This is a genomic window from Paracoccus hibiscisoli (genome assembly GCF_005048265.1).
GTDB classification, from domain to species: Bacteria; Pseudomonadota; Alphaproteobacteria; order Rhodobacterales; family Rhodobacteraceae; genus Paracoccus; species Paracoccus hibiscisoli.
In genome coordinates this window covers 1-23,226 of the sequence record NZ_SUNH01000002.1, presented here as the reverse complement: position 1 = coordinate 23,226, position 23,226 = coordinate 1, and the positions used below count along the sequence as shown (strand labels likewise).

Here is a 23,226-nt window from a genome sequence, read left to right as displayed (position 1 = left end):
CTTTCCAAGTCGCGGGAAAGCGCCGAAAGCTGTGGCGACACCAGTCGTGGACTCCGCCCCCCATGTTCAGATCGTTCCCCCTTGTCCTGTTGCTGTCCGGGCTGCCCGCCCATGCGCAGACCGCCCCGCCCGACATCCGCGTCACCATCGTGACCGCGCGGATGCAGCCGCTGGATCTGGACATGCAGCTGACCGGCCAGATCGAGGCCATCGACACGCTGGAGCTGGGCTTTCGCCAGGGTGGCCGCGTGACCGCGCTGCTGGTGGCCGAGGGCGACCGGGTCACGCAGGGCCAGCCCCTGGCGCGGCTGAACGCGGTCCAGCAGGATCAGGCGCTGAACGTGGCCGAGGCCGGGCTGTCGGCCGCCCGCGCGGGTGTCGAGCAGGCCCGCCAGGCCCAGGACCGTGCCGCGGCCCTGCTGGCACGCGGCGTGGGCACGCGGGCGGCCGCCGATCAGGCCGAACAGGCGCTGTCCCAGGCCCAGGGCGCGCTGGAACGGGCCGAGTCGGCAACCGATCAGGCGCGCCGGGCGCTGGACGATACCGTCCTGCGCGCGCCCGCCGATGCGGTCGTGACCGCCAAGACGCTGGCCCCCGGCCAGGTGGTCGCCGCCGCGCAGCCGGTGCTGACGCTGGCCGCGCTGTCGGGCCTGGAGGCGGTGTTCCAGGCCCCCGACGACCCGGTCCTGCGCGACATCCTGGGCCGTCAGGTCCGGCTGGAGACCCTGGATATCGACCGCCCCGACATGACCGCCACCGTGTCCGAGGTCGCCCCCTTGGTCGATCCGCGCACCGGCACCGTCGCGGTGCGCGCCCGCATCGACATGGCCCAGGACGGCACCGCCCTGCTGGGCGCATCGGTGCGCGGGCATCTGGACCTGGCGCTGGAGGAGGGGGTGGTGGTCCCCTGGACCGCGCTGATGCGGTCGGGCGACGACCCGGCGGTCTGGATCGTGGGCGATGACGAGCGCGTGGCGCTGACCCCGGTCACGATCAGCCATTTCGGGGACGGGACGATCTATGTCTCGGACGGGCTGGCGGATGGTCAGCAGGTGGTCGGCGACGGGGCGCAGCTGCTGTATCCCGGCCGCCGCGTGCAGCCCGCCGAGGTCCGGCCATGAGGCGCGCGGTCCTGGCCCTTGCGCTGGTGCTGGCCTGCGGACCGGTGGCGGCCCTGTCGCTGCCCGATTGGCTGAGTTTCGGCGGGCAGGCGCAGGAGCCTGCGGGCCCGCCGCGTCCGGTGGTCACCGATATCGTCGCCGATCGCGGCCCGGATGCGCGCTGGATCCCCGGCGTCGTCGTGGCCCGCACGCAGGTCCAGCTGGGCTTTCAGACCCTGGGGCGGATGGTCGAGCGGCCCGTCGATCTGGGCGACCGGGTGGCGGCGGGCGATCTGCTGGCGCGGCTGTCCACCGACGATCTGGCCGCCACCACCCGCGCTGCCCGTGCAGCCCTGGACGCGGCCGAGGTGCAGGACCGCACCGCCCAGGCCACGCTGGAGCGGACCCAGGCCCTGGCCGCGCGCAACGTCGCCCCCGGCGCCCAGCTGGAGCAGGCCCGCCAGGCCGCCAGCGCCGCCCGCGCCGCGGTCGAGCAGGCCCGGTCCGAACTGCTGCGCGCCGAGGATGCCGAGGGGTTCGCCCGCATGACCGCGCCCTTTGCCGGCGTGATCAGCGCCGTCTTCGAGGCGCCAGGCGCGGTGGTGGGGGCGGGCGCGCCCGTCATCCAGCTGTCCGCGCAGGACAGTCCCGAGGTGGTGATCGACCTGCCCGAACAGGCCCTGATCGGGCTGGAGCCCGGCGCGGGCTTTACCGTCTGGCACCGCAGCGATCCGCAGGCCGGGGTGACCGCGCGGCTGGACCGCATCGACCCCGTTGCCGACAGCGCCACGCGCACGCGGCGGCTGTATCTGACCCTGCCGCCCGAGGCGCCCTTTCGCCTTGGGGCGCTGGTCCGCGCGCGCTTTGGCACCGCCGACGCGCCGTCGCTGTCGCTGCCCGCCGAGGCGCTGGTTGCGGGTGATGACGGACCCTTTGTCTGGCGCGTCACCCGCGAGGGCGGGGCGGCGCGCGTCGACCCCGCCCCGGTCGAGGCCGCGGCCCCGTTCCGCGGGCGCGTGTCGATCACGCGGGGCCTGAACGCGGGCGACGAGGTCGTCATTCGCGGCGTGAAATCCCTGGCCCCCGGCCAGCCCGTCGGCCGGAGGCTGCAGCCGTGAGATTCAACCTGTCGGACTGGGCGCTGCGGCATCGCAGCTTTGTGTGGTTCCTGCTGATCGTGTCGATGATCGCGGGCACCATCAGCTATCTGAACCTGGGCCGCGAGGAAGACCCGGATTTCACCATCAAGACGATGATCATCGCAGCCGCCCTGCCCGGCGCCACCATCGACGAGACGCTGACCCAGGTCACCACCCGCATCGAGACCAAGCTGGAGGAGCTGGACGAGCTGGACTTTACCCGCTCGGTCACCGCGCCCGGCCAGGCGGTCGTCTATGTCGAGCTGGACCCCACCATCCGCGGTCCCGCCGTCCCCGAGGTGTGGAAGCGCGTCCGCCAGATGATGGGCGACATCCGCCCCGATTTCCCGCAGGAATTCGCAGGCTTTCAGTTCAACGACAGCTTTGGCGACGTCTATGGCAACATCTATGCCTTCACCGCAGACGGCTTCACCCCGCGCGAGCTGCGCGACCGGGTCGAGGCGATCCGCCGTCAGGTCGCGGCGCTGGATGCGGCGGGCAAGACCGAATTGCTGGGCGTGCAGGACGAACAGGTGTTCCTGGAGTTCTCGGCCGCGCGGCTGGCGGCCTTGGGCCTGAACCAGGCGCAGGTGATCGCTACCCTGGCCCAGCAGAACGCCATCGCGCCCTCGGGCGTGATCGAGGCGGGCCCCGAACGCATCCTGCTGCGCATCGGCGGCCAGTTCGACGGTGCCGCCTCGATCGAGGCCGTGAACCTGCGCGTCGGAGAGCGGTTCTTCAACCTGGGCGACGTGGCGAGTGTCACGCGCGGCTATCGCGACCCGCCGCAATCGCTGTTCCGTTACGACGGCCAGCCCGCCATCGGGCTGCAGATCGGGATGCGTCAGGGCGGCAACATCCTGGAGTTCGGCGCAGAGCTGGACGCCCTGATGGCGGGCATCGCCGCCGACCTGCCCATCGGCATCGAGATGGCCAAGATCGCCGACCAGCCCCATGTCGTCGAGGAGGCCGTGGGCCATTTCGTCACCGCCCTGGCCGAGGCCGTGGCCATCGTGCTGGTCGTCAGCTTCATCAGCCTGGGCCTGCGCGCGGGGCTGGTGGTGACGCTGACCATTCCGCTGTGCCTGGCGATCACCTTCGTGATCCTGGACCTGTACGGCATCACGCTGCAGCGGATCTCTCTGGGCGCGCTGATCATCGCCCTGGGCCTTCTGGTCGATGACGCGATGATCGCCATCGAGACGATGATCTCACGGCTGGAGATCGGGGAATCGCTGACCGATGCGGCCAGCTATGCCTGGACCTCGATCGCGTTCCCGATGCTGACCGGGACGCTGGTGACGGTCGCGGGCTTCATCCCGATCGGGCTGAACAGCTCTGCTGCGGGCGAGTTCACGTTCTCGCTGTTCGTGGTCATCGCGGTGTCGCTGGTCGTGTCCTGGGTCGTGGCGGTGCTGTTCGCGCCGCTCTTGGGCGTGACCTTCCTGAGGGCCGACATGGGGCATGGCCATGCCGGGCCGGGGCGCCTGCGGCGGGGCTTTCGCCGCCTGCTGCGCGTGGCGATGCGGCTGAAATGGCTGACCATCGCGGTGACGCTGGCGATCTTTGCGACATCGGTCTGGGGGATGCGGTTCGTCGAACAGCAGTTCTTCCCGACCTCGGACCGGACCGAGGTTCTGGTCGACATCACCGAACGCCAGAACGCATCCATCGCGCGCACCCGCGCCGACATGGACCGGCTGGAGGCCAGCCTTGCGGGCGATGACGACGTGCTGTTCTGGACCTCCTATGTGGGGCAGGGGGCGCCGCGCTTCGTGCTGTCGATGGACGTGCCGACGGCGGGGCCGCATATGGGCCAGATCGTGATCCAGACCCCCGACCTGGCCGCCCGCGACCGGGTCAAGGCGCGGCTGAACGCGCTGGCGGCGGCGGAATTTCCCGGCGTCGACATCTATGTCAAGAACCTCGAGATCGGCCCGCCCGTGGGCAAGCCGGTGCAGTATCGCGTGACCGCCCCCGATGCCGATGCCGCCCGCGACGCGGCCCAAGGCCTGGCCACGCTGATCGCGTCCGAGCCGCGGCTGCGCGACATCGCCCTGGACTGGAACGAGCCCGCGCGCATGGTCCGCCTGGTGGTCGATCAGGACCAGGCCCGCCAGCTGGGCGTGACCAGCGCGGATATCGCGCAGGCGCTGACCGCGCTGTTCAGCGGGGCGGGGGTCACGCAGCTGCGCGACGACATCTTCCTGATCGACGTGGTGGTCCGTGGCATGGCCGATGACCGCCAGTCGCTGGATTCGATCCGCAGCGTGCAGCTGAACCTGTCGGATGGCCGCACGGTGCCGCTGGCCGCACTGGTGACGCTGGAATACGGGTCGGAACAGCCGCTGATCATGCAGCGCAACGGTCTGCCGACGGTGACGGTCAAGGCCGCCATCGCCACCGCCGACCAGCCCGCGACTCTGGTGACCGCGCTGGCCGGGCAGGTGGCCGAATACCAGGCGACCCTGCCCCCCGATGTCCGCATCGCGGTGGGCGGAAGCGTCGAAAGCTCTGCCGACAGCCAGGCTCCGATCGCGGCGGTGGTGCCGGTGATGCTGCTGATCATGGCGGTGCTGGTCATGGCGCAGATGCAGGGGTTCCGCGCCTCGCTGGTGGTCATTGCCGCAGCACCCCTGGGGCTGATCGGCGTGGTGGCCGTGCTGGTCCCCTTCGGTGTGCCGATGGGCTTCGTGGCGATCCTGGGGATCCTGGCGCTGATCGGCATCCTGATCCGCAACTCGGTCATCCTGGTCCACGAGATCCAGGAACTGCTGCACAAGGGCCGCAGCCAGTGGGACGCCGTGTTTGAGGCCTCGGACAGCCGCGCCCGCCCGATCCTGCTGACCGCGGCGGCAGCGTCGCTGGCGCTGATACCGATCTCGCGGCAGGTGTTCTGGGGGCCGATGGCCTATGCGATGATGGGCGGCATCATCGCGGGCACGCTGGTCACGCTGGTCTTCGTGCCGGCGCTCTATTGCGCGGTGTTCCGGGTCAGGCCGCCCCGGCGCTAGGCTTGTCGGGGCGTGACCGCGGTGGGCGGGGGGTCCGGGGGGCGGCAGCCCCCCGGCCGTCGCGGGACGCAACGGAACGCCCCGGACATCTGTCCGGGGCGCGCGGTCGTCACTCGGCGGCGTCGCGTTTGGGCAGGACCCAATCGGGGCGCGGGAAATGGCAGGTATAGCCGTTGGGGAACCGCTCCAGGTAATCCTGATGCTCGGGCTCCGCCTCCCAGAAATCGCCCACCGGCTCGACCTCGGTCACCACCGGCCCCGGCCAGATCCCCGAGGCATCCACATCCGCGATCGTGTCCAGCGCGACCTGCCTTTGTGCATCATCGGCGTAATAGATCGCCGACCGATAGCCCGGCCCGATATCATTGCCCTGCCGGTTCGGCGTGGACGGATCGTGGATCTGGAAAAAGAACTCCAGCAGCCGACGATAGCTGATCAGGTCCGGGTCAAAGATGATCTCGATCGCCTCGGCATGGGTACCGTGGTTGCGATAGGTGGCGTTCGGCACGTCGCCGCCGCTATAGCCGACCCGCGTGGACACCACCCCCGGCATGCGCCGGATCAGGTCCTGCATGCCCCAGAAACAGCCCCCCGCCAGAACCGCGCGCTCAGTCATGATGCGCCTCCTCGACCTGGGCCAGATAGTCGCCATAGCCCTCGGCCTCCATCCGGTCCTTGGGCACGAACCGCAGCGATGCCGAATTGATGCAGTAGCGCAGCCCGCCCTGATCCTGCGGCCCGTCCGGGAACACATGGCCCAGATGGCTGTCGCCGTGCTTGGAGCGCACCTCGATGCGGACCATGCCGTGGCTGACGTCGCGATGCTCGGTCACGTTGCCCTCGACAGGCTTGGTGAAGGCGGGCCAGCCGCAGCCGGAATTGTATTTGGCGCTGCTGACGAACAGCGGCTCTCCGGACACCACATCGACATAGAGGCCGGCGTCGAAATGGTGGTCGTATTCGCCGGTAAAGGCGCGCTCGGTGCCGTTCTCCTGGGTCACGCGATACTGCTCGGGGGTCAGTCGGGCGATCGCGTCGGGGGTTTTCTCATAGGCCATCGGGTCCTCCACGGATGGGCAGTTCGTCCCTTTATATGGGGACCGGACCGCCCATCCGCAAAGGTCACAGGCGCGAAACGGCCTCTTTCGCGGCGTGATATTCCGTCGCAAGCCGGTCGATGCGCACGCCTGCCGGTTCCACCGCGCGCACCGCGCCGATGCCCTGGCCCGCGCCCCAGATCGTGCTCCACGCCTTGGGTTTGCTTGACCCATCGCTGAAATTCATCGCGCTTGCATCCGCCGCCGCCAGATTGTCCGGGTCCAGCCCCGCCTTGCGGATCGACGGCGCCAGATAGTTGCCCGACACCCCCGTGAACAGCGACGAGGTCACGATGTCGGCCGCCGTGCTGTCCACGATCATCTGCTTGTAATCGGGTTGGGCATTCGCCTCCTCGGTCGCGATGAAGGGGCTGCCGATATAGGCCAGATCCGCCCCCATCACCTGCGCCGCCAGCACCGCGCGCCCTGTGGCGATGGACCCCGATAGCAGCAGCGGCCCGTCGAACCATTCGCGGATCTCCTGGATCAGGGCAAAGGGCGATTGCGGACCGGCATGCCCGCCTGCGCCCGCCGCCACCGCGATCAGCCCGTCTGCGCCCTTTTCCACGGCCTTCTTCGCGAACATGTTGTTGATCACGTCATGCAGCGCGATGCCGCCGCAATCATGGGCGGCCTGGTTGACCTCGACCCGCGCGCCAAGCGAGGTGATCCAGATCGGCACCTTGTGGCGGTGGCAGATCTCGATGTCGCGTTCCAGCCGCGCATTGCTGCGATGCACGATCTGGTTGACGGCGAAGGGGGCGGCGGGGCGGTCCGGGTTCGCCTGGTTGTGGCGGTCCAGTTCCTCCTCGATCCGGGTCAGCCAGGCGTCCAGCATCGACGGCTCGCCCTCACCCTCGCGCGCGTTCAGCGCCGGAAAGCTGCCGACGATGCCCGCCTTGCATTGCGCGATCACCAGATCGGGCCCCGAGACGATGAACATGGGCGAGGCGACGACCGGAATGCGCAGGCCCTGCAGGATCGGTGGCAGCATGGATAACCTCCCTAGGATTTGTGCCACGATGCCCGCCTGTTGGGCAGTGGGCAAGCCGTGACGCGGCGACAGGGCGCAGCCTCTGGCCATCGCGGGCGGGGCGGCCTAAGCCGGGGCGGAATTGCATATCGTGAAAGGCCCGTCCCATGATCCGTCCCGCCCTTGCCTTGATGCTGTCTGCCGCGCCCCTGGCCGCCCAGACCGCGGACGACACGCCCCGCATCGCCGTCATGTCGGCCTTTCAGCCGGAATGGATCAGCCTGCAGGCCGACCTTGAGGGCGCGGAGACGCAGACCATCAACGGCACCGAGTTCATCACGGGCACCCTGTCGGGGCAGGAGGTCGTGTTGTTCCTGTCGGGCGTGTCGATGGTGAACGCGGCCATGACCACCCAGATGGCGCTGGAGCGGTTCGACATCGAGGCGATCGTGTTCTCGGGTATCGCGGGCGGCATCGATCCGGCGCTGAACATCGGCGACGTGGTCGTGGCCGATCAGTGGGGCCAGTGGCTGGAAACAGTCATGGCGCGGCAGGTCGGCGACGGGTTCGAACTGCCCGGCTTTCTGGCATCGCCCTTTCCGAACGAAGGCATGATCTTTACCCGCGAAACGACCGTGGCCTCCGACCGGGGCGAACCCGAAACGCGGTTCTGGTTCCCCGCCGATCCGGCCCTGCTGGAGGTCGCAGCCCGCGTGGCCGAGGCGACCGACCTGGCCGATTGCAATGCCGACAACGATTGCCTGACCGAACCGCCGCAGATCCGCGTCGGCGGGAACGGCGTGTCGGGGTCGTCCTTCATGGACAATGCGGGCCTGCGCGACTGGCTGTCCACGACCTTCGAGGCGCAGGTGGTGGACATGGAATCGGCCGCCGTGGCGCAGGTGGCCTGGGCGAACCAGGTGCCGTTCATCGCCTTCCGGTCGCTGTCCGACCTGGCAGGCGGCGGCGAGGGCGAGAACGAGATGGGCGTCTTCATGTCGCTAGCCTCCGAGAATTCGGCGGCGCTGGTCAAGGCCTTCCTGGCCGAGATGCCCTGAACGGAAAACGGCCCCCGGATCGCTCCGGGGGCCGTTGTTTCAGTGGACCTTTGGGCGCGGGCCTTCGCCGATCGCGCCAAGCCGCGGCCCGGCATGGCCCACGCGGTCGCCCACCAGCAGGCCTTCGGGGCTGGCGCTGACCGTGACCGTCGCGCCGTCCATGACCTCTCCGGACAGCAGCAGTTCCGCCAGCGGATCCTGCAGCGCGCGCTGGATCACCCGCTTCAGCGGGCGCGCCCCGAAGACCGGGTCATAACCCTGGTCGGCCAGCCACATCCGCGCGGCGTCGTCCACGTCCAGCGTGATCTTGCGACCCGCCAGACGTTTCTCCAGCCGGGCCATCTGCACTTTGACGATCCCGTCCATGTTCGTCCGCGACAGGCGGCGGAAGATGATGATCTCGTCCAGGCGGTTCAGGAATTCGGGGCGGAAATGACCGCGCACCGCATCCATGACCTGATGGCGGGCGTCCGACGCATCGGCCTCCTCGGGCAGGTGCGACAGCGCCTGAGAGCCGAGGTTCGAGGTCAGGATGATCAGCGTCTGCTTGAAGTCCACCGTCCGGCCCTGACCGTCGGTCAGCACCCCGTCATCCAGCACCTGCAGCAGCACGTTGAAGACGTCCGGATGCGCCTTTTCGACCTCGTCGAACAGGATCACCTGATAGGGACGCCGCCGCACGGCCTCGGTCAGCACGCCGCCCTCGTCATAGCCGACATAGCCCGGAGGCGCGCCGATCAGCCGGGCCACGGAATGTTTTTCCATGAACTCGGACATGTCGATGCGGACCATCGCGCTGTCATCGTCGAACATGTATTCGGCAAGCGCCTTGGTCAGCTCGGTCTTGCCGACGCCCGTGGGCCCCAGGAACAGGAAGCTGCCAAGCGGCCGGTTTTCGTCATTCAAACCGGCGCGGGCGCGGCGAACGGCGTTCGAAACCGCGGTCACGGCCTCCTGCTGGCCGATGACGCGGCGGCCCAGCTGCTCCTCCATCTTCAGCAGCTTGTCGCGCTGGCCCTCCAGCATTTTGGCGGTGGGGATGCCGGTCCAGCGTTCGACGACCTCGGCGATCTGTTCGGGGCGGACGGCTTCCTCGACCATCAACCCGTCGGCGCCGCCGTTCTCGGCCTCGGCCAGCTGCTTTTCAAGGCCGGGAATGACGCCATAGGACAGCTCTCCGGCGCGGGCCAGGTTGCCCTCGCGCTTGGCCTGGTCCAGGTCGGCGCGGGCGCGGTCCAGCTGTTCCTTGAGGTTGCGCGACCCCTGCAGCTTGTCGCGTTCCGCCTGCCAGCGGGCGGTCATCTCGGCGCTGCGCTCCTGCAGGGCGGACAGGTCCTTCTCCAGTCGCTCCAGCCGGTCCTTGGAGGCCGCGTCGTCCTCCTTCTTCAGCGCCTCGGCCTCGATCTGCAGCTGCAGGATCTGGCGATCCAGCTGGTCCAGCTCCTCGGGCTTGCTGTCGACCTCCATGCGCAGGCGGGATGCGGCCTCGTCCATCAGGTCGATGGCCTTGTCGGGCAGGAAGCGGTCGGTGATGTAGCGATGCGATAGCGTCGCCGCCGCGACCAGGGCCGCGTCGCTGATCCGCACGCCGTGGTGCAGTTCATACTTTTCCTTGATGCCGCGCAGGATGCTGATCGTGTCCTCGACGGTGGGCTCCTCGACCAGCACGGGCTGGAAGCGCCGGGCCAGGGCCGCGTCCTTTTCGATATACTTGCGGTATTCGTCCAGCGTGGTGGCGCCGACGCAATGCAGCTCTCCGCGCGCAAGCGCAGGCTTGATCAGGTTGGCGGCATCCATCGCACCATCGCCCTTGCCCGCGCCGACCAGCGTGTGCAGCTCGTCGATGAAGAGGATGATTTCCCCGGCGGCGGTCTCGATCTCCTTCAGAATGGCCTTCAGCCGCTCCTCGAAATCGCCGCGATACTTCGCGCCCGCGATCAGCGCGCCCATGTCCAGCGCCATCAGCCGCTTGTTGCGCAGAGATTCCGGCACGTCGCCGTCGATGATGCGTAGGGCCAGCCCTTCGGCGATGGCGGTCTTGCCGACGCCGGGTTCGCCGATCAGGACGGGGTTGTTCTTGGTGCGTCGCGACAGGACCTGCATGGCGCGGCGGATCTCCTCGTCGCGGCCGATGATCGGGTCGATCTTGCCATCGCGGGCGGCCTGGGTCAGGTCGCGGGCGTATTTCTCCAGCGCCTCATAGCTGTCCTCGGCGGATGCCGTGTCGGCGGTGCGGCCCTTGCGGATGTCCGTGATGGCGGTGTTCAGCGCCTGCGCGTTGACCTTGCCGGCGGTCAGCGCGTCGCGGGCGTTGGTGTTGACCATCGCCAGCGCCATCAGCACCCGTTCGGCGGGGACAAAGCTGTCGCCGGCCTTCTTGGCCACGGATTCCGCCTCGTCCAGCACGCGGACCAGCGACGGGTCGACATAGACCTGCCCGCTGCCCGAACCGCTGACCTTGGGCTGTTTCGCCACGGCGGCATCCACCGCCTCGCGCACGCGCTTGGCGTCGCCGCCCGCGCGGGTGATCAGGTTCGAGGCCAGGCCCTGATCGTCATCCATCAGCGCCTTGAGCAGATGCTCGGGCATCACGCGCTGCTGATTCTCTCGGATCGCGATGGTCTGGGCGGATTGCAGAAAGCCGCGCGACCGTTCCGTGAACTTGTCCATGTTCATCGGCAGTACTCCTTTTGCAAAGCCCCCGTGCTGGTGGCGCCCTGTTGCGGCACGCCCCGGTCCGGGTCTGGTGGATCAGATTTGGGGGGGTCGCGGGGTGGTTTCAAGCGTGCCATAAGCAGGCCGGAACAAAGAAGGGGACTGGGCGATGGATGACCGGCTGATCGTGGCGCTGGATGTGCCGAACGTGCTGGACGGGCTGGCCCTGGCAGAGACGCTGGGCGACGCTGTGGGGTTCTACAAGATCGGTCTGGGCATGCTGACCGGCGGCGGCCTGGCGCTGGCCAGTGAGCTGAAGCAGGACCACGGCAAGCGCATCTTTCTGGACATGAAGCTGTTCGACATCGGCGCCACGGTCGAGGCCGCGGTGCGGGGTCTGGCGCAGTTCGACCTGGATTTCCTGACCGTGCATGGCGACCCGCATGTGGTGGCGGCGGCGAAACAGGGGGCTGCGGGGTCCGACATGAAGATCCTGGCGGTCACCATCCTGACCTCGCTGGACCGGGCCGATCTGGATGCGGGGATGATGCGGCCGGGCGACCTGCACCAGATCACCGTGGAGCGCGCCGCCCGGGCCTTTGAGGCCGGGGCCGACGGCATCATCTGTTCCCCGCGCGAGGCCGCCGACATCCGCGCCCTGCCCGGATCGCGCCTGATCGTGACGCCGGGCGTTCGGCCCGCAGGGGCCGCCCTGGGCGATCAGAAGCGGGTCGAGACCCCGGCATCGGCCATCGCCGCCGGCGCGGACCACATCGTCGTCGGTCGCCCGATCTGGCAGGCCACGGACCCCCGCGCCGCCGCGCAGGCCATCCTGGCCGAGCTGGCCTAACCCGCGCCCATCGCGGCGATCCAGCGGCAGAAATGCGGGATCGCCCGCGGATGGCCCAGGTATTCAGCCACGGGCATCATCCGCCAGCACTGCCCCTCGTCGCCGAATCGGATCGCGGCGATCTGGTCGGCGCTGATCGGCCCTGTGAACAGCCAGGACACCATCCGCGGGTCGGCATGCGACACGAAGGGGCGCCCGGTCAGGCCGCCCGGGTCCAGCTGCAGGCCGAATTCCTCGGCCATCTCGCGCAGGGCGCAGGACAGGGGCGATTCGTCCCCCTCGCGGCCGCCCCCGGGCAGGTCCCAATGCGCCGCAAAGGGCAGGCCGGGCCGGTCGTCGCGCAAATAGACCAGCATCCGGTCGGCCTGCGTCAGCCACAGCTTGGCGCCGTGAAACGCCTCCATGCCTATTCCGCGGCGATCCGGCCGCCCGCGCGGTCCGCGCCAAGCGTGGCCAGCCCCGCGATCACGCGGGTCATCCGGGCGGCGAAATCGTCGAAATCGGGGCGTGGGGTGATGGTCGGTTCGTCCATATAGAGCGAGCGGTCGATCTCCAGCTGGACGACATGGACGTTCTGGGCCGGGCGGCCATAGGCCGCGCAGATATAGGCGCCGGAAAAGGGCGTGTTGCGGCGGATGGTCCAGCCTTCGGCCTCGACTGCGGCGCAGACGGCATCGGACACGCGGGCGGCGGCGGACAGCCCGTGCCGGTTGCCCAGCACCATGTCGGGCCGCGCGCCCTGCAGATGCGACAGCGCGTCATGGGGCATGGAATGCATGTCGATCAGGACGGCCTGCCCGAATCGGGCGCGGGCCTGGGCGATCAGCCCGGCCAACGCGATATGATAGGGCCGCCAGCAGGCGGCGATTCGGCGGTCGGCCTCGGCCCGGTCGATCTGGCGGTCGTGAATCACCCGGCCCTGGCTGACGACGCGGGGAATCACCCCCAGCCCGGCCAGGGTGCGCTGGTTCAGCGGATGGCGGGGCACGCCGCGCACGACCAGGGGGTCGATCTCGTCGGGGCCACGGTTGAGGTCCACGATGCAGCGCGGCACGCGGGCGGCCAGCGTCACCGCGCCCAGGGCCTGCGCCGGGGCGATCAGGCGGTCGACAAAGGCATCCTCGGACGAGCGCAGGACGGGCACGGGCAGGCGCGTGCCCTCCAGGAACCAGTCCGGATAGTCGCAGCCCGAATGGGGCGATGCGAAGATCACGCCCGACAGCCAGGTGTCGGGGCGGTGCAGCACATAGGGCAGGTCAGACTGTGACAAGGGCAGACCCCGGCATCCGGCGCAACGGTGCCATATAAACCCGAAAAATACCGGTCGGATAGGCCTTGAATACCCCGAAGACCCCCGGTATAGGCATTCCGACCGAGGGGGTTGCACCGGATTTTCGCAAGAAGACGGGGCCGCACCCAAGGACGGGCGGTTAGCTCAGCGGTAGAGCACTACGTTGACATCGTAGTGGCCACTGGTTCGATCCCAGTACCGCCCACCATTATTTCGCCGCCCCCGGCCACAACCGGGGGCATTTCGTTTTCCTGGCGGCAGCGCTGCGCCGCGATGATGGAGAAGACCGATGAAGGTTCGCAATTCGCTCCGCTCGCTCAAGAGCCGGCACCGCGACTGTCAGGTGGTGCGCCGCAAGGGCCGCATCTACGTGATCAACAAGACCAACCGCCGCTTCAAGGCCCGCCAGGGCTGATCGGCGCGCGTCCTGGCCGGGCATCCGGCAGGTCACGATCGAAACGACGAGACAACCCGCCCCGCAAGGCGGGTTTTTTCATCTTCGCGCAGGCCCTTTTGCCGCCGGTCCATTTGAGGTCCTGAGGGGCGGGCCGTGTTAAGGTTGTATCAACTTTTCCGTTCGGGGGCAGTTCCGACTGCGGTATTGTCGGGTCTGCGGCATGGGGCCGGTCAAAGGCGGGATCTGGGACGATGGTGATTCTGGGCGGAATTCTGGGAATGATGCTGGCCGGCCTGATGATCGATGTCGGCGGCATGTCTTCGTCGCAGCGAGAGCACGATGAGGACCAGGACGACCTGGACGGCCGCGACGACGACTCCGAGGCCCTGTCGCCGCTGACCCCCGAGCCCGCACCCGAGCCCGAGGCGCCGGATGAGGGGGATGTCGATTCGATCATCGAGGGGTTGGACGATCTGGACATCCTGATGGGCACGACGGGTCACGACCTGATACGCGGCGGGGGTGGCGGCGACGACCTTCGCGGTGGTCTGAGCCACGATACGATCCACTGCGGGGATGGCGACGACTGGATTCAGGGCGACGCCGCCTATGGGCCGGGCGGGAATGACGTGCTCCACGGCGGGGATGGCGACGATCTGCTGGCCGGGCAGGGCGGTGACGACCTGCTGTTCGGCGATGACGGCGACGACACGCTGATGGGCGGGGAGGGCGACGACACCTTGTTCGGGGGGGCGGGCGACGACATCCTGTCGGGCCATGACGGCGACGATCTGCTGGTCTCGACTGCCGGGTCGGACGACCTGGACGGGGGGCGGGGCAACGACGTGCTGATCGGCCATGACGGTCCCGAAACCGTCTGGATGAACGGCGGAGAGGGCGACGACACGCTGATGCCGGGGGCGAACGACTTTGCCTCGGGGAATGCCGGGTCGGATCTGTTCGTGCTGCGCCATACGGGGCAAGGCCTTGCCACCATTGCCGATTTCGACAGCACCGAGGATCGGCTGGTGCTGCATCTGGATGCCGGGATCGCCGCCGATGCGCAGGTGACCCTGCGCGAGGACCAGGACGGGACCTTCCTGCTGGAGGTCAATGGCGATCCGGTCGGGCGGTTGCTGCAGTCGGGCGGGCTGCGCGCCGAGGACGTGCAGATCGTGGCGGTTCGGGCCTGATGGGGCTTTCCTTTCGGGGCGGTTTCGGTTAGACGCGCCCATCCGCCGGGCATCCGGCCCTGCGGTGTTTCATGGACCTTGCTGGACGACATCCCGGCCTGCGCCCTCACCCTTCATCCGAAAGGAGATCCCGATGTCGATCACCGTCGAAGAAAAAGCCCGCGTCATCGCAGAATTCGGCACCAAGGAAGGCGACACCGGTTCGCCCGAGGTCCAGGTCGCGATCCTGACCTCGCGCATCGCCACCCTGACCGAGCACTTCAAGTCGCACAAGAAAGACAACCACTCGCGTCGTGGTCTGCTGATGATGGTCGCACAGCGCCGCAAGCTGCTGGACTATCTGAAGAAGAAGGAAGAGGCGCGCTATACCGCCCTGATCGGCAAGCTGGGCCTGCGTCGCTGAGGCGACGCCCCACCCGAACCGATGCCGGAACGCCCGCGACCCAGGTCGCGGGCGTTTTGCGTTAACGCAACGGCGCGCGTTGCCTGTTGCGCGGGATGGTGCCAGGATCGGGCGGGGTGCCGTCGGGGCCAGCGGGGGCTGGGATTTGGGCCGCACCGGGCATGCACCGCCAAGGCACAGGGCGTGCACAGCGCGTACACCGCTTGCGCGCGCCCCGTTAACCGGGTGTTGCGCCGGGCCGGGCCGTTAAAATTAGAGGCAATGTGGATTTGGTCTCTGTTTAATCAAAGGTTAAGGCTGCGGGATCACAACCCCCGGAGACCATCATGTTGATCAGCGGATTGACCGGCGGCTGGGGCGGCACACGCACCGCAGCCCCAACCGAGACCAAGACCACCGAACCCACGCCGACCCAGACGGCGCCCGCCGCGCAGGGAGAGACCGCCCCCGCCCAGCAGGTCGCCCCGGCCGAGGACAGCTGGGCCGCGGCCCCCGCCCCTGCGGACGAGGCGCCCGCCGCCCAGACCGCCCAGCAGGGCCAGGCGCAACCCGCCGCCAGCGACCCCGAGCGGATGGCCCGCGCGGTCGAGCGGGCCGAGCGTGAGGCGGCCCCGGCCTCGGTGTCGGTGACCACCGGCGCCCCGGCCCCCGCGTCGCGCAGCGCCGTGGACCAGGCCTCGGAGGAGGCGCAGGCCCGCAGCTTTGCCGAAGGCAAGCTGCAGCAGGAGCGTCTGACCAGCCTGGCGGCACGCAACTATGCCGCGATCCGCGACCTGTTCCGGGCCGAGGATACCCGCACCGCCGACCGCGTGGCGGCACCGGACGGGGGCCGCACCGCCGCCCCGGCCCTGAACCTGAAGGCCGCATGACGCGGCGGGGCTGACGGCCGCGCCGTCGCCCCGGCAGGACCCCGCCCGGATCGGGCGGGGTCGGTCACGCCACTTTCCAAACAGGGGAATTTCCTGTAAACGCCGAACATCTGCGACGTGAGGCCCGGCCCCGGGGCACATGCAAAGGATAGGGGCGGCGGCAATGGGGCCGCCATATGACATGGGTGGCCGGAGGGCCGGTGCACCCCTTGAGGACATCAGATGTTTGACGAAGTGAAGAAAACGATCCAGTGGGGTCAGGAAACCCTGACGCTGGAAACGGGCAAGGTTGCCCGCCAGGCAGACGGCAGCGTCATCGCCACCCTGGGCGAGACCAGCGTCATGGCCAACGTCACCTTTGCAAAAGCGCCGAAGCCCGGTCAGGACTTCTTCCCGCTGACGGTGCATTACCAGGAAAAATACTATGCCGCCGGCAAGGTCCCGGGCGGCTTCTTCAAGCGCGAGGCGCGTCCGTCGGAGAAGGAGACGCTGACCGCGCGCCTGATCGACCGTCCGATCCGCCCGCTGTTCGCCCCCGGCTTCAAGCATGAAGTGCTGGTGATGTGCACCGTGCTGTCGCACGACCTGGTCAACGATCCCGACATCGTCGCGATGATCGCCGCCAGCGCCGCGCTGACCATCTCGGGCGTGCCCTTCATGGGGCCGATCGCGGGTGCCCGCGTCGGGTTCTCGAACGGCGAATACGTGCTGAACCCCGAGGTCCAGGACATGGACCAGCTGCGCAACAACCCCGAACAGCGCCTGGACCTGGTCATCGCCGGCACCGCCGACGCGGTGATGATGGTCGAATCGGAAGCCTATGAGCTGACCGAGGAAGAGATGCTGGGCGCGGTCAAGTTCGGCCATGACGCGATCAAGCCGGTGATCGACCTGATCATCGACCTGGCCGAGGATGCCGCCAAGGAGCCGTTCGATTTCCAGTCGCCGGATTACAGCGCGCTGTACAACCGCGTGAAGTCGCTGGGCGAGGCCGACATGCGCGCCGCCTATGCGATCCGCGACAAGTCCGAGCGTCAGGAGGCGATCACCGCCGCCAAGGCATCGGTCAAGGACGCCCTGACCGAGGAAGAGCTGGCCGATGCCAACCTGGGTTCGGCGCTGAAGAAGCTGGAATCGGGCATCCTGCGCGGTGACATCATCAGCGGCGGCGCCCGCATCGACGGCCGCGACACCAAGACCGTCCGTCCGATCGTGTCCGAGGTCGGCATCCTGCCGCGCACCCACGGATCGTCGCTGTTCACCCGCGGCGAGACGCAGGCGCTGGTCGTGACCACGCTGGGCACCGGCGACGATGAGCAGATCATCGACGCGCTGCACGGCAACTCGCGCTCGAACTTCCTGCTGCATTACAACTTCCCGCCCTATTCGGTCGGCGAAGTGGGTCGTGTGGGCAGCCCCGGCCGCCGCGAGATCGGCCATGGCAAGCTGGCATGGCGCGCGCTGCAGGCGGTTCTGCCCGCGGCGACGGACTTCCCCTACACCATCCGCGTCGTGTCCGAGATCACCGAATCGAACGGGTCGTCCTCGATGGCGTCGGTCTGCGGCGGTTCGCTGTCGATGATGGATGCGGGCGTGCCGCTCAAGGCGCCGGTCGCCGGCGTGGCGATGGGCCTGATCCTGGAGGATGACGGCCGCTTCGCGGTGCTGACCGACATTCTGGGCGATGAGGATCACCTGGGCGACATGGACTTCAAGGTGGCGGGGACCGAGAACGGGATCACGTCGCTGCAGATGGACATCAAGGTCGCGGGCATCACCCCCGAGATCATGGAGCAGGCTTTGGCACAGGCCAAGGACGGCCGTCTGCACATCCTGCGCGAGATGGGCAACGCCCTGACCGAAGGCCGTCGCGAATTCAGCGAGCACGCGCCGCGCATCGAGACGATGCAGATCCCGACCGACAAGATCCGTGAAGTGATCGGTTCGGGCGGCAAGGTCATCCGCGAGATCGTCGAGGTTTCGGGCGCCAAGGTCGACATCAACGACGACGGCGTGATCAAGATCGCCTCGGCCAATGCCGATTCGATCAAGAAGGCCTACGACATGATCTATTCGATCGTGGCCGAGCCCGAAGAGGGCAAGGTCTATGTCGGCAAGGTCGTCAAGCTGGTCGATTTCGGCGCCTTCGTGAACTTCTTCGGCAAGCGGGACGGGCTGGTGCATGTCAGCCAGATCGCCAACCGCCGTCTGGGTCACCCCAACGAGATCCTGAAGGAGGGCCAGGAGGTCCGCGTCAAGCTGCTAGGCTTTGACGATCGCGGCAAGGTCCGTCTGGGCATGAAGATGGTCGACCAGGAGACCGGTGCCGAGATCGACGAGACGATGCAGGAATCGGCCGAGTGATCGACTGATCCCAAGCCGGCCCCGGTGCGTCCGGGGCCGGCTTTTTCATGCGAGGATGCTTGATGGTTGACTGGCCCGTTTTCGTGCTGACCCTGCCGGGCGACGATGCGCGACGCGCACCGCTCATGGCGCAACTGGACGCGTCGGGGGTGAGGGCCCAGCTGATCTTCGGCGTGGACGGGCGCCGCGGACTGCCCGCCGGATGCGAGGCGGAGATCGACCGCGATGCGGCCCGCATTCACATGGGTCGAAACATGACCGACGGGGAGTTTGCCTGCGCCCTGTCCCATCGTGCGATCTACCGGCGTGTCCTGGACGAGGGGCTGCCCGGCGCGATCATCCTTGAAGACGACGCGATCCTGCAGCCCGGCTTTGACACCGTGGTTCGCGAACCGCGCCTGGCCGAAATGCCGTTGGTCCTGATGGATTACGCCTATGGCCGCGCCCTGCCCCTGACGGGCCGTCCAGTCGGCAGCGTCACGGCGCATCGGGTGGCACTGTCCTGCACCATGGCCAATGCCTATTTCATCAGCGCCACGGGTGCGGCGGCCCTGCTGCGTGCCAGCACACCGGTGACGCGATGCGCCGATTGGCCGTGCTGTCTGTATGGCGTGAAGGCCTGGATGCTGTCGCCGCGTCTGGTCGGGCACCAGCCCCCCGGTGATGGCCGGGTGTCGCATCTGGATGCGGGACGTGATGCGGTGGCGTCCAATCGGGTTCGACCGGGTCGGCCTGCTGGGTCTGGCGCCGTGTCGGAATGGGTCCGACGCAGGATTTCCGTCCGGGTCGGCCGCGAAAAGGGACAGCGATGATGACTTTGCCGCTTTTGATCCTGACGATGAAATGGGGCACGCTCTATTCCAGCGATGACGTGAACCGGCTGGCGGAACAGGTGCGCCGGCATCTGGACCGGCAGCACCGCTTCATCTGCTTTACCGACGATGCCTCGGGGCTGGACCCGCGCATCGAGGCGCTGCCCCTGCCCGAACTGGGCCTGCCTGAGGGGCATGGCGACACGCGCTGGCGCAAGCTGGCGCTGTTCCGGCGCGATCTGGGGGGGCCGGAGGCCGCCCTGTCCGGGACGGCGCTGTTTCTGGACATCGACCTGGTGGTGGTGGACGATCTGGGGCCGTTCTTCGATTTGCCGGGCGATTTCTTCATCATCCGCGACGACGACCTGTTCCGCGCCAAGCCCCTGCGCCGCGTCAATCCGGCCCGCGACCGGTTCCTGCACAGCGTCGGCAATTCCAGCGTGTTCCGTTATCAGGTGGGTGCGCATGGCTATGTGCTGGACGCCTATCTGGCCGATCCGGCGGCGGCCACGCGGGACTACGAGATCAGCCAGCAGTTCCAGTCGGCGCAGCTGGCCGCGCACGGGCATCTGCACTATTGGCCCAAGGGCTGGTGCGTCAGCTTCAAGAACGACTGTGTGCCGCGCAATCTGGTCAGCTATCTGCGCGACCCGTCGTTGCCCGAAGGCGCGAAGATCGTGCTGTTCGCAGGCGCGCCCAAGATGGAGGACGTCTTTTCCGGGCGCGGGCACAAATGGTACCGGCGCATCGGTGATATCGGCTGGCTGCGCAAGGCCTGGGAAAACCCGTGATCTCTGACGCGTTCCGCCGGTTCAAGCGGCGCCGCCGCCAGGCCCGCGCCCTGGCCGAAATCGCCGCGCGGCCCGACCGGCCAGGCCGCCCGCACGGTTTGTCCGGCCCGCTGATCGTGTCGCTGACCAGCCATGCCGCGCGTTTCGCCACGCTGGCGCCGACATTGCGCGCGCTGACCCGCCAGACTGTGCAGCCCGACCGTCTGATCCTATGGCTGGACGAGGGCGATCAGCACCGCCTGCCGCCGGAGGTCGCGGCGATGCCGGGGCTGGAGATCCGCATCTGTCCCGACTGGCGGTCCTACAAGAAGATCATCCCGACGCTGATGGCGCATCCCGATGCCTTTGTCGCCACCGCGGATGACGATCTGTTCTATCCCGCCGATTGGCTGGAGCGGCTGGTGGCGGTGGTGGCCGGGGGCGCGGGCATCGCCTGCCTGCGCGCGCATCGGGTGGTGATGGCCGGCACGGCCCCTGCCGGATACGAGGATTGGGATCACAACATCGCAGTGCCCGAAGCGGGACCGCTGGTCTTTCCGACCGGCGTGTCGGGTGTGATCTATGCGCCCGGCGTGTTTCATGCGGATGTGACCCGGGACGATCTGTTCATGCGCCTGGCGCCGGGGGCGGATGACATCTGGCTTTACTGGATGCACCGGCTGGCCGGATCGCGGCCCGCCAAGACCGGCGGACGGGCACGCATTCTGGAATGGCAAGGCAGCCAGGCCGTCAGCCTGCGGTCGGTGAACCGCCCCGCGGCCGGGCAGGGCGGCAATGACCGGGCCATCGCCGCCCTGATGGGCAATTACGGCTGGCCGTGATCAGGCCGGGTCCTTGGCAAAGCGCAGATAGGGCAGCTTGATGTCCAGGGGGCCGTATTTCGCCTCGGCCGCCTTGTCGTCCAGCGACAGGGCCACGATCACGTCCTGGCCGGGCACCCAGTTCGCGGGGGTGGCGATGGGCTGGCCGTCGGTCTTGATGATCGCGTCCAGCGCGCGCAGGATCTCGGCGAAGTTGCGGCCGATGGTCATGGGATAGATCATCATCAGCTTGATCTTCTTGTCGGGGCCTACGATGAACACCGTGCGCACGGTGGCGCTGTCGGCGGGGGTGCGGCCGTCGGGCAGATAGGCCTCGGCGGGCAGCATGTCATAGGCCTTGGCGACCGTCAGCGAGGTGTCGTCGATGATCGCGAAATTGGCCGGGGTGCCGGCGAACTGCGCGATGTCGCGTTTCCATTTCACGTGCTCCTCGACCGTGTCGACGGACACGCCCAGGACCTTGGTGTTGCGCTTTTCGAACTCTCCGGCCAGCTGGGCCACGGCGCCGAATTCGGTGGTGCAGACGGGGGTGAAGTCCTTGGGGTGGCTGAACAGGATCGCGTAGCTGTCGCCCAGCCAGTCGTGAAAGCGGATCTGGCCCTCGGTCGAATCGGTGGTGAAGTCGGGGGCGATGTCATTGATGCGCAGTCCCATGGGGATGTCCTTTCAGCCGGTTGCGGTTCGCCCATAGATAAGCGCTGCGGCGGCAAATGGAAGGCCGTGGCGGCGCGACATATTCGCGTTCCTGCATGCGTCCGGCTGCGGGGTTGCGGCGGGCGCGGCGCGGTGACAGGCTTTGCGCATGATGCATGAGGAGTGCGAGATGTCCCAGATTTTGGACCAGCGGAAATTCTATATCGCCGGGGCCTGGGTGGCCCCGGCACAGGCGCGCGACCTGGAGGTGATCGACCCCTCGACCGAGGAGGCGGTGGCGGTGATCTCTCTCGGCGGGCAGGCGGATACGGATGCCGCGGTGGCCGCGGCCAAGCGCGCCTTTCCGGCCTGGGCCGCGACGCCGCCCGCCGAGCGTCTGGCCGTGGTCGAGCGTATCCTGGAGGTGTACGAGCGCCGCATGCCCGATATCGCCCGCGCGATCAGCCTGGAGATGGGCGCGCCCCAGGACATGTCGCTGGCCGATCAGGCCGAGGCCGGGGCCTGGCACACGCGCAATTTCATCACCGCCTTCAAGGAGTTCCAGTTCGTGCGTCCCCTGGGCCCGCATGCGCCGACCAGCATGGTCGCATGGGAGCCGGTGGGCGTGGTCGGGCTGATCACGCCCTGGAACTGGCCGATGAACCAGGTGACGCTGAAGGTGATCCCGGCGCTGCTGGCGGGCGATACCTGCGTGCTGAAACCGTCCGAGATCGCGCCCCTGTCGTCGATGGTCTTTGCCGAGGTGCTGCACGAGGCGGGCGTGCCCGCGGGCGTTTTCAACCTGGTGAACGGCGACGGGGCGGGCGTGGGCAGCCAGCTGTCGGTGCATCCCGACGTCGAGATGATCAGCTTTACCGGGTCGACCCGCGCAGGCATCGCGATCAGCAAGGCGGCGGCGGACAGCCTGAAGAAGGTCGTGCTGGAGCTGGGCGGCAAGGGCGCCAACATCGTCTTTGCCGATGCCGACGACAAGGCGGTGGTGCGGGGCGCGCGGCATTGCTTCTACAATACCGGCCAGTCCTGCAACGCGCCGACGCGGATGCTGGTCGAGCGGTCGGTCTATGATCGCGCCGTCGAGGTCGCCGCCCGGGTGGCCGAGGAGACCGCCGTGGCGACCGCCCATCAGCCGGGCAAGCATATCGGCCCGGTGGTCAGCCGCCAGCAATGGGACAAGATCCAGGGCCTGATCCAGGCGGGCATCGACGAAGGCGCGCGCCTGGTCGCGGGCGGCACCGGCCTGCCCGAGGGGGTGAACCGCGGCTATTTCGTGCGGCCGACGGTCTTCGCGGATGTGTCCAACGACATGACCGTGGCGCAGCAGGAGATCTTTGGCCCGGTGCTGTCGATCATCCCCTTCGATACCGAGGAGGAGGCCGTGGCCATCGCCAATGACACGCCCTACGGCCTGACGAACTATGTCCAGAGCCAGGACGGCGCGCGCCGCAACCGCGTGGCGCGGCAGCTGCGGTCGGGCATGGTCGAGATGAACGGCGAATCGCGCGGGGCCGGGTCGGCCTTTGGCGGCGTCAAGAAATCGGGCCGCGCCCGCGAAGGCGGGGTGATGGGGCTGGAGGAGTTCATGGACAGCAAGGCCATCAGCGGATGGGACCGCGACGCCTGACCCTTGGCGCGGGTATGCGTCCCGCGCCGCGGGGGGGGGGGGGGGGGGGGGGGGGGGGGGGGGGGGGGGGGGGGGGGGGGGGGGGGGGGGCGGGGGGGGGCGGGGGGGGGGGGGGGCGCGCGGG

Annotated in this window: 21 protein-coding genes and 1 tRNA gene; 15 read left to right on the top strand and 7 right to left on the bottom strand. The window is 68.4% G+C overall.

Going from position 1 to position 23,226, the window contains the following annotated elements; translation table 11 throughout:
• The first annotated feature begins 62 nt into the window (after positions 1 to 62).
• Genes FA740_RS00530 through FA740_RS00520 form a run of 3 tightly spaced genes read left to right on the top strand, consistent with a single transcriptional unit; the run spans position 63 to position 5,253 of the window.
• Positions 63 to 1,121 (top strand): efflux RND transporter periplasmic adaptor subunit, encoded by a 1,059-nt coding sequence (locus tag FA740_RS00530; protein WP_136854825.1) that lies wholly within the window; start codon positions 63 to 65, stop codon positions 1,119 to 1,121.
• Positions 1,118 to 2,218 carry an efflux RND transporter periplasmic adaptor subunit gene (locus FA740_RS00525; protein ID WP_136854824.1) on the top strand — a complete coding sequence of 367 codons (1,101 nt, stop codon included), beginning with the start codon at positions 1,118 to 1,120 and terminating at the stop codon, positions 2,216 to 2,218. The genes FA740_RS00530 and FA740_RS00525 overlap by 4 nt, the downstream gene beginning before the upstream one ends.
• The gene (locus tag FA740_RS00520; RefSeq protein WP_136854823.1) at positions 2,215 to 5,253 is read left to right on the top strand and encodes an efflux RND transporter permease subunit; all 3,039 of its coding nucleotides are present in this window, start codon (positions 2,215 to 2,217) and stop codon (positions 5,251 to 5,253) included. Before FA740_RS00525 ends, FA740_RS00520 begins: the two co-directional genes overlap by 4 nt.
• Positions 5,254 to 5,362: 109 nt before the next feature.
• Here FA740_RS00520 and msrA read toward each other — a convergent pair whose 3' ends face one another.
• The 3 genes from msrA to FA740_RS00505 all read right to left on the bottom strand — a co-directional run bounded on the left by msrA (position 5,363) and on the right by FA740_RS00505 (position 7,344).
• Positions 5,363 to 5,869: a peptide-methionine (S)-S-oxide reductase MsrA gene (msrA, locus tag FA740_RS00515; protein WP_136854822.1), complete on the bottom strand. Its 507-nt coding sequence runs from the start codon at positions 5,867 to 5,869 to the stop codon at positions 5,363 to 5,365.
• Positions 5,862 to 6,311, bottom strand: coding sequence for a peptide-methionine (R)-S-oxide reductase MsrB (gene msrB, locus FA740_RS00510; protein WP_136854821.1), 450 nt, complete (start codon positions 6,309 to 6,311; stop codon positions 5,862 to 5,864). The genes msrA and msrB overlap by 8 nt, the downstream gene beginning before the upstream one ends.
• A 64-nt stretch (positions 6,312 to 6,375) precedes the next feature.
• Complete coding sequence (locus FA740_RS00505) at positions 6,376 to 7,344, bottom strand: NAD(P)H-dependent flavin oxidoreductase (RefSeq protein ID WP_136854820.1); 969 nt, start codon at positions 7,342 to 7,344, stop codon at positions 6,376 to 6,378.
• 146 nt (positions 7,345 to 7,490) lie between these two features.
• Between FA740_RS00505 and FA740_RS00500 the strand changes: the two genes are divergently transcribed.
• Complete coding sequence (locus FA740_RS00500; RefSeq protein ID WP_136854819.1) at positions 7,491 to 8,381, top strand: 5'-methylthioadenosine/S-adenosylhomocysteine nucleosidase; 891 nt, start codon at positions 7,491 to 7,493, stop codon at positions 8,379 to 8,381.
• A 39-nt stretch (positions 8,382 to 8,420) separates the two neighbouring features.
• Here FA740_RS00500 and clpB read toward each other — a convergent pair whose 3' ends face one another.
• The gene (clpB, locus tag FA740_RS00495; protein ID WP_136854818.1) at positions 8,421 to 11,057 is read right to left on the bottom strand and encodes an ATP-dependent chaperone ClpB; all 2,637 of its coding nucleotides are present in this window, start codon (positions 11,055 to 11,057) and stop codon (positions 8,421 to 8,423) included.
• Positions 11,058 to 11,205: 148 nt separating this feature from the next.
• Here clpB and pyrF point away from each other — a divergent pair, with 148 nt between their 5' ends.
• Positions 11,206 to 11,886 carry an orotidine-5'-phosphate decarboxylase gene (gene pyrF / locus FA740_RS00490; RefSeq protein ID WP_136854817.1) on the top strand — a complete coding sequence of 227 codons (681 nt, stop codon included), beginning with the start codon at positions 11,206 to 11,208 and terminating at the stop codon, positions 11,884 to 11,886.
• Here the strand turns inward: pyrF and FA740_RS00485 are convergent.
• Both FA740_RS00485 and FA740_RS00480 read right to left on the bottom strand, forming a co-directional pair.
• Positions 11,883 to 12,290, bottom strand: coding sequence for an NUDIX hydrolase (locus FA740_RS00485; RefSeq protein ID WP_136854816.1), 408 nt, complete (start codon positions 12,288 to 12,290; stop codon positions 11,883 to 11,885). The two genes, pyrF and FA740_RS00485, sit on opposite strands and share 4 nt — an antisense overlap.
• A 2-nt stretch (positions 12,291 to 12,292) precedes the next feature.
• On the bottom strand, positions 12,293 to 13,156 hold the full coding sequence (locus FA740_RS00480; protein ID WP_136854815.1) for an N-formylglutamate amidohydrolase: 864 nt from the start codon (positions 13,154 to 13,156) through the stop codon (positions 12,293 to 12,295).
• A gap of 154 nt (positions 13,157 to 13,310) precedes the next feature.
• Here FA740_RS00480 and FA740_RS00475 point away from each other — a divergent pair.
• From FA740_RS00475 to FA740_RS00435, 9 genes are all read left to right on the top strand, one after another.
• Positions 13,311 to 13,385, top strand: a tRNA-Val gene (locus FA740_RS00475).
• Positions 13,386 to 13,466: 81 nt separating this feature from the next.
• Positions 13,467 to 13,592, top strand: a complete 126-nt coding sequence (gene ykgO, locus FA740_RS00470; protein WP_042245282.1) for a type B 50S ribosomal protein L36 — start codon at positions 13,467 to 13,469, stop codon at positions 13,590 to 13,592.
• A 233-nt stretch (positions 13,593 to 13,825) separates the two neighbouring features.
• Positions 13,826 to 14,767 carry a calcium-binding protein gene (locus FA740_RS00465; protein ID WP_136854814.1) on the top strand — a complete coding sequence of 314 codons (942 nt, stop codon included), beginning with the start codon at positions 13,826 to 13,828 and terminating at the stop codon, positions 14,765 to 14,767.
• Between the two features lie 133 nt (positions 14,768 to 14,900).
• Positions 14,901 to 15,170 (top strand): 30S ribosomal protein S15, encoded by a 270-nt coding sequence (rpsO, locus tag FA740_RS00460; protein WP_136854813.1) that lies wholly within the window; start codon positions 14,901 to 14,903, stop codon positions 15,168 to 15,170.
• 326 nt (positions 15,171 to 15,496) lie between these two features.
• Positions 15,497 to 16,039 (top strand): hypothetical protein, encoded by a 543-nt coding sequence (locus FA740_RS00455; protein WP_136854812.1) that lies wholly within the window; start codon positions 15,497 to 15,499, stop codon positions 16,037 to 16,039.
• 222 nt (positions 16,040 to 16,261) lie between these two features.
• Entirely contained in the window at positions 16,262 to 18,403 is a 2,142-nt protein-coding gene (pnp, locus tag FA740_RS00450) for a polyribonucleotide nucleotidyltransferase (protein ID WP_136854811.1), read from the top strand.
• A 62-nt stretch (positions 18,404 to 18,465) separates the two neighbouring features.
• The gene (locus FA740_RS00445; RefSeq protein WP_169306180.1) at positions 18,466 to 19,215 is read left to right on the top strand and encodes a glycosyltransferase family 25 protein; all 750 of its coding nucleotides are present in this window, start codon (positions 18,466 to 18,468) and stop codon (positions 19,213 to 19,215) included.
• Positions 19,212 to 20,006 (top strand): hypothetical protein, encoded by a 795-nt coding sequence (locus tag FA740_RS00440; protein ID WP_246053356.1) that lies wholly within the window; start codon positions 19,212 to 19,214, stop codon positions 20,004 to 20,006. The genes FA740_RS00445 and FA740_RS00440 overlap by 4 nt, the downstream gene beginning before the upstream one ends.
• Entirely contained in the window at positions 20,003 to 20,827 is an 825-nt protein-coding gene (locus tag FA740_RS00435; protein WP_136854808.1) for a glycosyltransferase family A protein, read from the top strand. Before FA740_RS00440 ends, FA740_RS00435 begins: the two co-directional genes overlap by 4 nt.
• On the opposite strand, the gene FA740_RS00430 is transcribed toward FA740_RS00435, so the two are convergent.
• Positions 20,828 to 21,481: a peroxiredoxin gene (locus tag FA740_RS00430; protein ID WP_136854807.1), complete on the bottom strand. Its 654-nt coding sequence runs from the start codon at positions 21,479 to 21,481 to the stop codon at positions 20,828 to 20,830. It lies immediately after the preceding gene.
• Positions 21,482 to 21,650: 169 nt separating this feature from the next.
• Here FA740_RS00430 and FA740_RS00425 point away from each other — a divergent pair, with 169 nt between their 5' ends.
• On the top strand, positions 21,651 to 23,102 hold the full coding sequence (locus FA740_RS00425) for an aldehyde dehydrogenase family protein (RefSeq protein ID WP_136854806.1): 1,452 nt from the start codon (positions 21,651 to 21,653) through the stop codon (positions 23,100 to 23,102).
• Positions 23,103 to 23,226: the final 124 nt, after the last annotated feature.

Coding starts and splice junctions, on each gene's coding strand:
- ykgO (WP_042245282.1), top strand. CDS start 13,467: ATGAAGGTTCGCAATTCGCTCCGCTCGCTCAAGAGCCGGCACCGCGAC.
- FA740_RS00430 (WP_136854807.1), bottom strand. CDS start 21,481: ATGGGACTGCGCATCAATGACATCGCCCCCGACTTCACCACCGATTCG.
- FA740_RS00530 (WP_136854825.1), top strand. CDS start 63: ATGTTCAGATCGTTCCCCCTTGTCCTGTTGCTGTCCGGGCTGCCCGCC.
- FA740_RS00500 (WP_136854819.1), top strand. CDS start 7,491: ATGATCCGTCCCGCCCTTGCCTTGATGCTGTCTGCCGCGCCCCTGGCC.
- FA740_RS00525 (WP_136854824.1), top strand. CDS start 1,118: ATGAGGCGCGCGGTCCTGGCCCTTGCGCTGGTGCTGGCCTGCGGACCG.
- msrA (WP_136854822.1), bottom strand. CDS start 5,869: ATGACTGAGCGCGCGGTTCTGGCGGGGGGCTGTTTCTGGGGCATGCAG.
- pnp (WP_136854811.1), top strand. CDS start 16,262: ATGTTTGACGAAGTGAAGAAAACGATCCAGTGGGGTCAGGAAACCCTG.
- clpB (WP_136854818.1), bottom strand. CDS start 11,057: ATGAACATGGACAAGTTCACGGAACGGTCGCGCGGCTTTCTGCAATCC.
- FA740_RS00425 (WP_136854806.1), top strand. CDS start 21,651: ATGTCCCAGATTTTGGACCAGCGGAAATTCTATATCGCCGGGGCCTGG.
- FA740_RS00505 (WP_136854820.1), bottom strand. CDS start 7,344: ATGCTGCCACCGATCCTGCAGGGCCTGCGCATTCCGGTCGTCGCCTCG.
- rpsO (WP_136854813.1), top strand. CDS start 14,901: ATGTCGATCACCGTCGAAGAAAAAGCCCGCGTCATCGCAGAATTCGGC.
- FA740_RS00485 (WP_136854816.1), bottom strand. CDS start 12,290: ATGGAGGCGTTTCACGGCGCCAAGCTGTGGCTGACGCAGGCCGACCGG.
- FA740_RS00465 (WP_136854814.1), top strand. CDS start 13,826: ATGGTGATTCTGGGCGGAATTCTGGGAATGATGCTGGCCGGCCTGATG.
- FA740_RS00440 (WP_246053356.1), top strand. CDS start 19,212: ATGATGACTTTGCCGCTTTTGATCCTGACGATGAAATGGGGCACGCTC.
- FA740_RS00445 (WP_169306180.1), top strand. CDS start 18,466: ATGGTTGACTGGCCCGTTTTCGTGCTGACCCTGCCGGGCGACGATGCG.
- pyrF (WP_136854817.1), top strand. CDS start 11,206: ATGGATGACCGGCTGATCGTGGCGCTGGATGTGCCGAACGTGCTGGAC.
- FA740_RS00455 (WP_136854812.1), top strand. CDS start 15,497: ATGTTGATCAGCGGATTGACCGGCGGCTGGGGCGGCACACGCACCGCA.
- msrB (WP_136854821.1), bottom strand. CDS start 6,311: ATGGCCTATGAGAAAACCCCCGACGCGATCGCCCGACTGACCCCCGAG.